This is a genomic window from Okeania sp. SIO2F5, from assembly GCF_010692685.1.
Lineage (GTDB): Bacteria > Cyanobacteriota > Cyanobacteriia > Cyanobacteriales > Microcoleaceae > Okeania > Okeania hirsuta.
In genome coordinates this window covers 1-11,625 of the sequence record NZ_JAAHGU010000190.1, presented here as the reverse complement: position 1 = coordinate 11,625, position 11,625 = coordinate 1, and the positions used below count along the sequence as shown (strand labels likewise).

General features: G+C 36.3%; 5 protein-coding genes. All 5 read left to right on the top strand.

The genetic code is table 11. The features are described from left to right. Positions 1-519: 519 nt before the first annotated feature. The gene (locus tag F6K27_RS30445; protein ID WP_287279619.1) at positions 520-1,860 is read left to right on the top strand and encodes an RNA-guided endonuclease TnpB family protein; all 1,341 of its coding nucleotides are present in this window, start codon (positions 520-522) and stop codon (positions 1,858-1,860) included. Positions 1,861-1,890: 30 nt separating this feature from the next. Then, on the top strand, positions 1,891-5,292 hold the full coding sequence (locus F6K27_RS30440; protein ID WP_287279618.1) for a response regulator: 3,402 nt from the start codon (positions 1,891-1,893) through the stop codon (positions 5,290-5,292). A gap of 700 nt (positions 5,293-5,992) precedes the next feature. Continuing rightward, positions 5,993-9,373 carry a response regulator gene (locus F6K27_RS30435; protein WP_287300949.1) on the top strand — a complete coding sequence of 1,127 codons (3,381 nt, stop codon included), beginning with the start codon at positions 5,993-5,995 and terminating at the stop codon, positions 9,371-9,373. Positions 9,374-9,801: 428 nt separating this feature from the next. Further along, positions 9,802-10,992: a cache domain-containing protein gene (locus F6K27_RS30430; protein WP_124144033.1), complete on the top strand. Its 1,191-nt coding sequence runs from the start codon at positions 9,802-9,804 to the stop codon at positions 10,990-10,992. 24 nt (positions 10,993-11,016) lie between these two features. Further along, the gene (locus F6K27_RS30425) at positions 11,017-11,439 is read left to right on the top strand and encodes a histidine kinase dimerization/phospho-acceptor domain-containing protein (RefSeq protein WP_287279620.1); all 423 of its coding nucleotides are present in this window, start codon (positions 11,017-11,019) and stop codon (positions 11,437-11,439) included. The last annotated feature ends 186 nt before the right edge of the window (positions 11,440-11,625 follow it).

Genomic DNA, 11,625 nt, shown 5'->3' with positions numbered 1-11,625 from the left:
ATTTTTATACTACTCTTTATTGCTATATTTGAACATCAATTGATACTTGTTTAATTTGCTGTTGGCAATTCCCCTCCCGTTAAATCCCAGATTATAACGGGAGACCCCGAGACCGTATCAAGTTGGATTAAACATATTACTTTTAATATCATGTCCAGTAGCATCGGAGCGTGTATAGAATTAAGTTTCAATTGAAAGAAACCCTTTCCTACGGAATGCTACGCAAACAGCATAGGATCTCCCGCTGCCCTCTGCCTTCCTTCCACCAAAGTATAAGTATTCAAGCGGACATGATATAACTTGATGTTGTGATAAGTCCCCCATCATAGTGGAGTCTTGGTGTTGGTATTAATCACAATCAATATATAGCACTACGTCTTTTGGCATTTGACAATACACTTTAAACTTTGGTGGGAAAAGGGAACAGAGGAATGTCAAGAGCTTATTTGCGTAGCGCTATAGTTGTAGGTACATAAAAATATATGCTAAAATTTTATCATTGTTATAGATAAGTGATAAATGCATCAGGCATATAAGTATAGAATATATCCAACATCAGAACAGCAATTGGCTTTAGCAAAGAGCTTTGGTTGTTGTAGATGGTTTTGGAACTATTCACTAAATTTATGCCATGAAACCTACAAAAACACTGGAAAAAGTCTCAGTAGAGCTGCTATTCAAAAAATGCTTCCTCAACTTAAAAAAGAGCATGAATGGCTAAAAACAGATACTTATTCTCAGTGTCTCCAAGTAGTAGCATTAAACTTGTCTACAGCTTACAAAAACTTCTTTGATAGACAGGCGAAGTTACCAAAATTTAAGTCTAAAAAAGGTAGACAATCTATTACTTATCCTCAAAATGTAAAATTTCAGGATAACTATATCAAACTACCTAAAATTGGATTAGTTTATTATCGTCGCCATAGAGATTTTTCAGGGGAAATCAAGACTGTAACTGTTTCTGTGAATCCAGATGGTAAATATTTTGTTTCTGTTTTAGTTGAAGATGATCTAGTGAATCCTGAAAAACCAGCAGAAGGAAAAGCAATAGGAATTGATTTAGGATTAACTCATTTTTGTGTAACATCAGATGGTTCAAAATATCAAAATCCTAAAAATATTGCTAAATATACTCTTAATCTCAAACGGAAGCAGCACAAATTAGCTCGTAAACAAAAAGGAAGCAATACACGAAATAAAGCACGCATAAAAATAGCTAGATTACAGGGGAAAATAGCTAGATGCCGTGAAGATTTTCTACACAAGCTATCCCGCGCGGCAGTCGCTACAACGGGGGGAACCCCCGCAACCCGCTGCCTTAAGATAGTAAACGAAAACCAAGTAATTGCAGTGGAAAATCTGGCTATAAAAAAGCGGTGTGACCCAGCGTCGGCGAAAGACGCACCTGGTAGTGCATACCATAATTTAGCTGCATCTATTGGTGATTGTGCTTGGGGAATGTTTGAAACAATGCTTAGTTATAAGGCAGAAAGAGAGGGAAGAATTTATATAGAAGTCGATCGTTTTTTGCCTTATTCACAAACTTGTAATATTTGTTTAAATCAAGTTGGTAGTTTGTCTCTGAATGTGAAAAATTGGACTTGCGAGCATTGTCATACAACCCATAATAGAGAAATTAATGCTGCAATCAATATCAAAAATGAAGCCTTGCGGATATTGCGAGTGCGTAATTTGCCGTTGCACGACAAATGTCAAATGCACTCAAAACAGGAGTTAGGAATTAGCTCTACTGCCAATCTGAGGGAATGTAAGTCACCTGGCAAAACATCAGTTTTGTTAGATGCTATTCCCAGCGAAGATGGAAACCTATCCTATAGCAATAGCTATAGCATTGGGTAGTTCACACCTCTATCCTTTAACCTGGGCAAAATGTTTAGCAAATTTCCCCTGAAAACAGTCCTCATTGTCCCTTTTGTTCTACAAATCTTTGGTGCTGTGGGATTAGTGGGATATTTTTCTTTTATCAATGGGCGACAAACCGTTGATAACCTTGCTAACCAGTTAACCCAAAAAATTAGCAGTGGTATTGAACAGCACGTTTTAGGATATCTAAATAAATCTCATCAAGTTTTAAGAGTAACCAATTATGCCATAGAAAGTGAAAATTTGGATGTTGATGATTTTGCTGGTCTGAGACTTTACTTTTGGCAAGTGGTAAAAGAAAAAGATTTAGAGGATTATGTTTTCTTGGGCAATGAAGAAGGAGAATTTATCGGGGTTGAACGTTTAGAAGATGGAGATATTCTTTTTAAAATTCGTAACATCGCAACTCAACCTATTCGGGAAACTTACTTACTTAATAATGAGGGTAACATCAGCGAATATTTAAAAGGAAAAGCTTACGATCCTCGCGATCGCCAATGGTATAAAGCAGCAAAGCAGTTAGGTGAACCAACCTGGAGTCCAATTTTTGCCTCCTTTTCCCGTGAAAATGCCTCCTTAGACATATCAGCAGTCAGACCTATTTTCAACTCAAGTGGGCAGTTTGTGGGAGTTCTTTCAAATAAAACAACCCTCGTGCAGGTCACAAATTTCCTGAGTAACTTATATATCAGCGCTAACGGACAGAGTTTTATTATTGAGCGTTCGGGAGATTTAGTAGTTAGTTCTAAAATTAAGAAACCATTTATCATTACCGAAGAAGTCCAAAAGAGGAAGATCGAACGTCTACCTGCGATCGAAAGTAATGACCCTACACTAAGTGCCACTGTCGAGCAACTGCAACAACATTTTGGTGATTTTAAAAATATTAATAGCGATCAACAACTTAAATTTCTAATTGATGGAGCTTGGTACTATACCAGAGTCATGCCAGTTAAAGATGGTAAAGGTATTGATTGGTTAGTGGTTGTAGTCGTTCCTGAAAATGACTTCATGGTACAAATTAACGCTAACACCAAGACTACTATTTTATTAAGTTTTGGTGCTTTGACTATAGCTATATTGGTAGGAATAGTCACTACTCACTGGGTTACTCAACCGATTTTACAAATTAATTCTGCTGCGAAAAAAATTGCTGAAGGTCAATGGGAAAACACCCTCAATATTCATCGTCGTGACGAAGTAGGTGAACTCGCCAACTCTTTTAATCTGATGGCTAACCAACTCAAAAATTCCTTTGAAACCTTAGAGGCAAAAAATGAACAACTCAAACAACTAGACCGCCTCAAAGACGAATTTTTAGCTAACACCTCTCACGAACTCCGTACCCCACTTAATGGGATTATTGGTATTGGCGAATTTCTTTTAGAAGGAGATAAATCCCAGCTAAATTCACTTACTAGATCTAACTTAAGCATGATAGTTTCTAGTGCTCGTCGTCTATCTAATCTTGTCAACGATATTCTTGACTTCTCTAAAATCAGACACCATACATTAGAATTACAAATTAGAGCTATTAATATTTATGGGGTAGTAGAGACAGTAGTTAGCTTAAATAAATTTGTGGTCAGCAAAAATAAACATCTACAGTTAGTTAATAACATTCCTAAAGACTTACCCCCCGTCCGTGCTGATGAAAATCGTTTACAACAAATTCTCTATAACTTAATTGGCAATGCTATTAAATTTACGGAGTCTGGTCAAGTCGAAATTTGGGCAGAAGTAATTAGTCGCAATTCTAGAAACCCCCATCAGCAAATTCTAGCCCCAGAATACTCCAGTCAAAATATAGAACCATCTCCACAACTGACGATCGCCGTCTCGGATACTGGTATCGGTATTCCTGGCGATCGACTAGACCGCATCTTTAACTCTTTTGAACAAGCAGAAGGTTCCACAGCTAGAAAATATGGGGGTACAGGTTTAGGGTTAGCAGTCACGAAACAATTAGTCGAACTCCATGGTGGTCATATCTGGGTGGAGTCTGAAGTTGGTGTTGGTTCCCGATTTTACTTTACCTTACCAATTTCACAAGAATCTGTAGGAGAAACCCCTATTATTTCCACCGTTAATAGTATTCGTTATTTTGTAGATCTAGTAGAAAAACCTCAAGAAATTACTCCTCTTAAGACTGATATTGCTAATAGTAACTTTCAAATTTTAATTGTTGATGATGAACCTATAAATATTCAAGTTTTAAACAACTATTTAAAAGCCAATAACTATCAAGTTACTCAAGCATTAAATGGAAAAGAAGCTTTAGCTGCTTTAGAGAATCATCGGAATATAGATATGATTTTGCTAGATGTGATGATGCCTCAGATATCTGGTTATGAAGTCTGCACTAAAATTCGGGAAAAATATCCTGCCCAAAGTTTACCCATCCTAATGTTAACTGCTAAAAATCAAGTCGCCGATCTAGTCATAGGTTTCCAATTTGGTGCTAATGATTATCTGACTAAACCTTTTGCTAAAGATGAATTATTAGCTCGGATTAAAACTCATATTCAATTATCAAAAATTACTAATTCCTATGAACGTTTTGTCCCTCATGAATATGTAAAATTACTATCAAAAGAAAATATTATTGATGTCAATTTAGGCGATCGTGTGAGTAAAGAAATGGCAATTTTCTTTTCTGATATTCGCTCTTTTACTACTATATCTGAAAACATGACACCTCAAGAAACTTTTGCTTTTGTCAATGGTTATTTACAAGAAGTTTCCCCAGAAATTCGCGACCGGAATGGTTTAATTATTAAGTTTATGGGAGATGGCATTATGGCAGTATTTCCTGATGGCGCTGATGATGCTGTGCAAGCTGCTATTGGTAAACTTCAGAAATTACAAGAATATAATCAGATTCAACAAGCAGAAGGTTTACCCCCAATTCAGGTAGGAATTGGCATCCATGTAGGTTTTATCATGGTTGGTATTGTGGGTGAGCCAAATCGAATGTCTGGAGATGCACTTTCTGATAATGTGAATTTGACAGCTCGTTTGGAAAGTTTAACTAAATATTACGGAGTTTCTTTATTAATTTCTGAATCAGCTTTTCAGGGTTTGAAAGATACAGAAAAATATCAAATTAGATTTTTAGACCGTGCATCTGTCAAAGGTAGACATAAAGCTATTAATGTTTATGAAGTTCTAGATGGAGAAATTGATTATGTACGAGAATTAAAATTAAAAACTCAAGCAGATTTTGCATTGGGTGTAGAGTTTTATCGTTTAGGAGATTTTGTTACTGCCAAAGATTATTTTGAGAAAGTATTAGCCGTTAATTATTCAGATAAAACAGCTCAACTTTATCTAGAAAGAATTGATAAATTAACTGTAACTGGTGTGCCCAAAAACTGGGATGGGGTTTGGGCATTTACTCAGAAGTAAAGGGAGTAGGGAGTAGGGAGTAGGGAGTAGGGGGAGCGGGGGAGTAGGGAAATAATTTTTGGGCTACCCTCCTGCCCAAAATGCGCACCTTTTTGAGCATAAAGAGTTGAAAGCTAGGTATTTTTTCCAGATATAAAAAGGCTAAAACTTTTATCTATAAATGCTTTGAGATTTAATCAGCAAGCCCTAATTAGGGTTTGCGTATGGAAAGTCTTTTAGTAGGGGTAGGAGACAGGATACAGGAAACAGAAGACAGGAGTTAGGGGAATGCGAGGAGGTAGGAGCTAAGTTTTGTCAGAATGATTTTTCTGCCCAAATCTTGACCAAAATCCGCTCATTTTTGAACCATTATATAATGTTCGGTTGAATACTTACACTTTGGAGGAAGGAAGGCAGAAGGCAGAAGGCAGAAGGGAAGAAAAGGTTGAAAGGGATAAATTTTTTTTATAACTGATTATCCGTTAGCGCAGCTCCCCTGCAAGGGGAACATGATATTACCACTTAAAACCTCGCATTTTTTGATACTTAAAAAAGCTAAAACCTTTATCTATAAATGCTTTGAATTTTAATCAGTAAGCCCTAATAATTAATAATTAATTATTAATTATTAATTGTTCCCTATAATTTGTAACATTCTTTTTTTTAAATTAGCAACCAAATTCAAGTTCAGAGATATATTAGAAATAAACCTAAAGCTTTTATGTTATTTAGACCTCTATCTCTCACACTAGGCAAAATGTTTAGTCGATTTCCTCTAAAAACTGTCCTCATTGTCCCTTTTATTCTACAAATTGTTACTGCTGTGGGATTAGTGGGATATTTTTCTTTTACTAATGGACGCCAATCTGTTGAGACTTTGGCGAGTAAGTTAACTTTGGAAATTAGCACTCGTATTCAGCAGCACGTTCTAGATTATCTAGACAAATCCCATCAAGTTCTAAGAATAACCAATGATGCTATTACCAGTGGCAACTTTGATCTCTACGACTTTGGTGCAATACGGCTCTACTTTTGGCAAATTGTCAAAGATCAGGAGTGGGAAACCGACCTTTTTTTTAGTAACGAAGAGGGAGAGTTTATCAACGTTGACATTAATCCTGAAAGTGGAGATATTGTCTTGAGAATTCTGACTACAGCTACTCAACCATTACGAGAAACTTATCTGTTAGATGAGCGTGCTAATATCAGCAAATTATTGAAAATTAGAAAGTATGATCCTCACATTCGCCCCTGGTATCGGGCAGCAGAAAAAATAGGTGAACCTACATGGAGTTCTATTTATCCTAGCTTTTCTGACAAAAACACATCTTTAGATATAGCTGCGGTTAAACCTATTTTTGATTCTGACGATAATTTAATTGGAGTTTTGGGTAATGAAACTCGCTTAACGGAGATGACTCAATTTCTCAACAACTTAAAGATTAGTCCTAATGGCAAAAGCTTTATCATGGAGCACTCTGGAAATCTAATTGCTAGTTCCGAAGATATTGAACCTTTTGTAATTACTAAAATTAATGGGGAACGAAACATAGAACGCTTGCACGCTTTTGACAGCAATAATGCTGTAGTCAGTGCTACGGCAACTCACCTAGAAAAAATGTTTGGTAGTTTAGAAAAAGTTAATCGCAGCAAACAATTTAGTTTTCTTATTAATAAAAAGTGGTACTATGCTAGCGTCATCCCAGTTAGAGACGGACGGGGTATTGATTGGTTAGTGGTGGTTGTGGTTCCCGAAAGTGACTTTATGGAAAAAATAGATGCCAACACCAGAACTACTATTTTATTGAGTATTACGGCTCTAATTATCGCTATCTTAGTTGGGATATTTACTGCATACTGGATTACTAGACCAATATTACAAGTTAATTCTGCTGCGAAAAAAATTGCGGAAGGCAAATGGGAAAATCAACTGCATATTGATCGTGGGGATGAAGTCGGAGAACTTGCTCAGTCATTTAACCGGATGGCAACACAACTCAAAAACTCCTTTGAAACCCTAGAAGCAAAAAACCAAGAACTGAAAAAATTAGACCGCATCAAAGACGAATTTTTAGCCAACACTTCCCATGAACTCCGCACCCCACTGAATGGCATTATTGGTATTGGTGAATTTCTTCTAGGAGAACCAACCCAAAATATTAATACAACCATCACTTCCAACTTAACTATGATTGTATCTAGCGCTCGTCGTCTTTCTACTCTAGTTAATGACATTCTTGACTTTTCCCAAATTAGATACAATAGACTAGAATTACAGATTAAAGCAGTTGATGTTTTTGTGGTTGTAGAAACAGTAGTCACCTTAAATCTATTGATCAGCAAAAATAAAAATCTACAGTTAATCAATGCTATCCCCAAAAATTTACCTCCCGTTAGTGCTGATGAAAACCGTTTACAACAAATTCTCTACAACCTAATTGGCAATGCACTCAAGTTTACTGACTCTGGTAAAGTTGAAATCTCAGCAGCACTAATTACCAATAATTATAACTCCCAAGCATTTCAGGAAATGATAATTACTGTTTCTGATACTGGTATTGGTATTCCCAGTGATAAATTAGAAAGCATTTTTAAATATTTTGAACAAGGAGAAGGTTCCACAGCTAGAAAATACGGTGGTACAGGTTTAGGGTTAGCTGTCACCAAGCAATTAGTTGAACTTCATGGGGGTAAAATTTGGGTACAGTCTCAATTTGGTGTCGGTTCTAGTTTTAGTTTTACTCTACCCATTTCCGAAAAATATGTCGCCGATCCTCTGAATATTTCTGTTTCTAGAGTTAATGATATCGTAGAAACATCCCCAAACATCGAACCCTATGAAAATCATTTAGCAGATGGTGATTTCCATATTTTAGTTGTTGATGATGAACCGATAAATGTGCAAGTTCTAACTAACCATTTGACGGCCAATAAATATCAAATTACTCAAGCATTAAATGGAAAAGAAGCTTTAGATGCTGTAGCCAAACATCAGAATTTTGACCTAATTTTGTTAGACGTAATGATGCCAAATATGTCTGGTTATGAAGTCTGCGCTAAAATTAGAGAAACATATCCTGCGGAGAATTTGCCCATTTTAATGTTAACTGCTAAAAATAAAGTGGCTGATTTGGTTATGGGTTTCCAATTTGGTGCAAATGATTATTTAACTAAACCTTTTGCTAAAGATGAGTTATTAACTCGGATTAAAACTCATATTCAATTATCAAAAATTACTAATTCTTATGAGCGTTTTGTTCCTCACGAATATGTGAAGTTACTCTCAAAAGAAAGTATTATCAATGTTAAATTAGGAGACAGAGTAAGTAAAGAAATGGCAATTTTCTTTTCTGATATTCGCTCTTTTACAACTATATCTGAGCAGATGACTTCTCAAGAAACTTTTGCTTTTGTGAATGGTTATTTACAACAGGTTTGTCCAGAAATTCGCGATCGCCACGGTTTGATTATTAAGTTTATGGGAGATGGGATTATGGCAGTATTCCCGGATGGCGCTGATGATGCCGTTGAAACTGCTATTGCTCAACTCAAGAAATTACAAGAATATAATCAGACCCTAAAAGCAGAAGATTTTCCCCCAATTAAAATTGGTATAGGTATTCATTGGGGTCATATGATGGTAGGTATAGTTGGAGAGGAAGGTCGAATGTCTGGAGATGCACTTTCTGATAATGTGAATTTGACGGCTCGTTTGGAAGGTTTGACTAAGTTTTATGGTGTGTCGTTATTAATTTCTGAGTCAGCTTTTAATTGTTTAAAAAATCCGCAAAAATATCAAATTCGGTTTTTAGACCGGGCATCTGTGAAGGGTAGAGATGAACCAATTAATGTTTATGAAGTGCTGGATGGTGAAGTTGATTCTGTACGAGAATTAAAATTAAAAACTCAGGTAGATTTTTCATTAGGTTTGGAGTATTATCGTTTAGGAGAGTTAGTTTCTGCTAAAGATTATTTTGAGAAAGTTTTAGCAGTTAATTCTTCAGATAAAACAGCTCAAGTTTATCTGGAAAGAATTGATGAGCTGATGGTAAATGGTGTACCGAAAAATTGGAATGGGGTTTGGGCATTTACTCAAAAGTAAAGGGAATAGGGAGTAGGGGGAGGGGGGGGAGCGGGGGAGTAAGGGAGTAATTTTTGGGCTACTCTCCTGCCCAAAATGCGCACCTTTTTGAGCATAAAGAGCTGAACCTATCCCACTATTTTCAACAAGCTTATTTGTTTAAGTAAAATTTATTTTAAAAGCTTAATTTTTCGTTTTTAATTCTCAAAATATTTAAGGTTTTCAGCAAAAATATTATTAGTGGGATAGGTTCCTGAAAGCTAGGTACTTTTTCCAGATATAAAAAGGCTAAAACCTTTATATATAAATGCTTTTATATTTAATCAGCAAGCCCTAATTATTAATTATTAATTGTTCCCTATTCCCTATAATTTGTAACATTCTTTTTTTCGAATTTGCATGACCAAATTCAAGTTCAGAGATATATTAGAAATAAACCTAAAGCTTTGATGCTATTTAAACCTCTATCTCTGACACTGGGCAAAATGTTTAGCAAATTTCCTCTCAAAACTGTTCTAATTGTCCCTTTTATTCTGCAAATTGTTAGTGCTGTGGGATTAGTAGGATATTTTTCTTTTACCAATGGACGCCAAACTGTCGATACTCTTGCAAACCAGTTAACTAAGGAAATTAGCACTCGTATTGAACAGCACGTTTTAAGTTATCTCAACAAATCTTATCAGGTGCTAAGAGTAACCAATGATGCAATTGAAGGTGGCAATTTAGATGTCAACAATTTTGGGGCAATGCGAGCCTATTTTTGGCAAATTATCAAAGAAGGGGATTTGGAAAGTGACCTTTTTTTCGGTAATGAGCAGGGAGAATTTATTGGTGTTGAACTTAATCCTGATAATGGTGAAATTATCTTCCGGATTCGTACTATAGCTACTCAACCAGTTCGTGAAATTTACCGACTAGATTCTCGGGGTAATGCGGAAGAGTTTGTGAAAGTAAAAGAGTATGACCCCAGGATTCGCCCCTGGTATCAAGTGGCAAAGAAACTTGGTCAACCCACATGGAGTTCTATTTATGCAGCTTTCTCTCGTGCTAATACATCTTTGGATATATCCGCTGTCAGACCCATTTTTAATTCTACTGGCCAGTTAATCGGGGTTTTAGCAAATCAGACCAGCTTGACCAGGATTACAGAATTTCTCAAAAACTTAAATATTAGTCCCAATGGACAAAGTTTTATTATGGAGCGATCGGGAGATTTAGTTGTTAGCTCTCAGATTTCCCAACCATTCCTCACTATTGAATTTGGTAAAAAGAAAAAAATTAAACGCTTACAAGCTATTGATAGTGATAGCATTACAGTAAGTTCCACGGCCAAACACTTACAAAAAGAGTTCGGTAATTTTGATGAAATTGAGGGTAGCAAACAAATAAATTTTCCGATTGATGGAGAGTGGTATTATGCTAGCATAATGCCAGTTAGGGATGGTAAAGTTATTGATTGGTTAGTAGTAGTAGTTGTTCCCGAAAATGACTTCATGGAAAAAATTAACACCAACACCAAGAACACAATTTTATTCAGTCTTGCTGCTCTGATTGTAGCTATCTTAATAGGAATAGTCACCACTAACTGGATTTCCCAACCTATTTTACAACTTAATTCTGCGGCTAAAGAAATTGCTTAAGGCAAATGGGAAAATCAACTCAATATTCACCGTCGTGATGAAGTAGGCGAACTTGCCAACTCTTTTAATCTCATGGCAGCTCAACTTAAAAATTATTTTGAAACTTTAGAAACACAAAATGAACAACTCAAACAACTAGACCGCCTCAAAGACGAATTTTTAGCTAACACCTCCCACGAACTCCGAACCCCACTTAATGGGATTATTGGTCTTGGTGAATTTATCTTGGAAGGTAGCACTGGAGAGTTAAATCCGGTCACCAATTCCAACTTAAGTATGATAGTTTATAGCGCTCGTCGTCTATCTAATCTCGTCAACGATATTCTTGACTTTTCAAAGCTCAGACACCAAAAATTAGAATTGCAAATTAAACCAGTTGATGTGTGTGGAGCGGTTGAAGTAGTGGTAGCTTTAAGCCAAGTTTCGGCTTTGTTGCACAAAAGATGATGTTTAGGGTAAAAATAAAGAAGTCAAGATGGTACACGAAACTACACTCAGCAGATATGAGTAAGAGTAAGTCTAAATCCAACTCCAAGTCCTTGTATCGACTCAAAAACTGGTCTGAGTATGATGCCTCCTTAAAGCAGCGAGGGAGTCTCACTTTTTGGCTGACTCCAGAGGCCATGGAGCAGT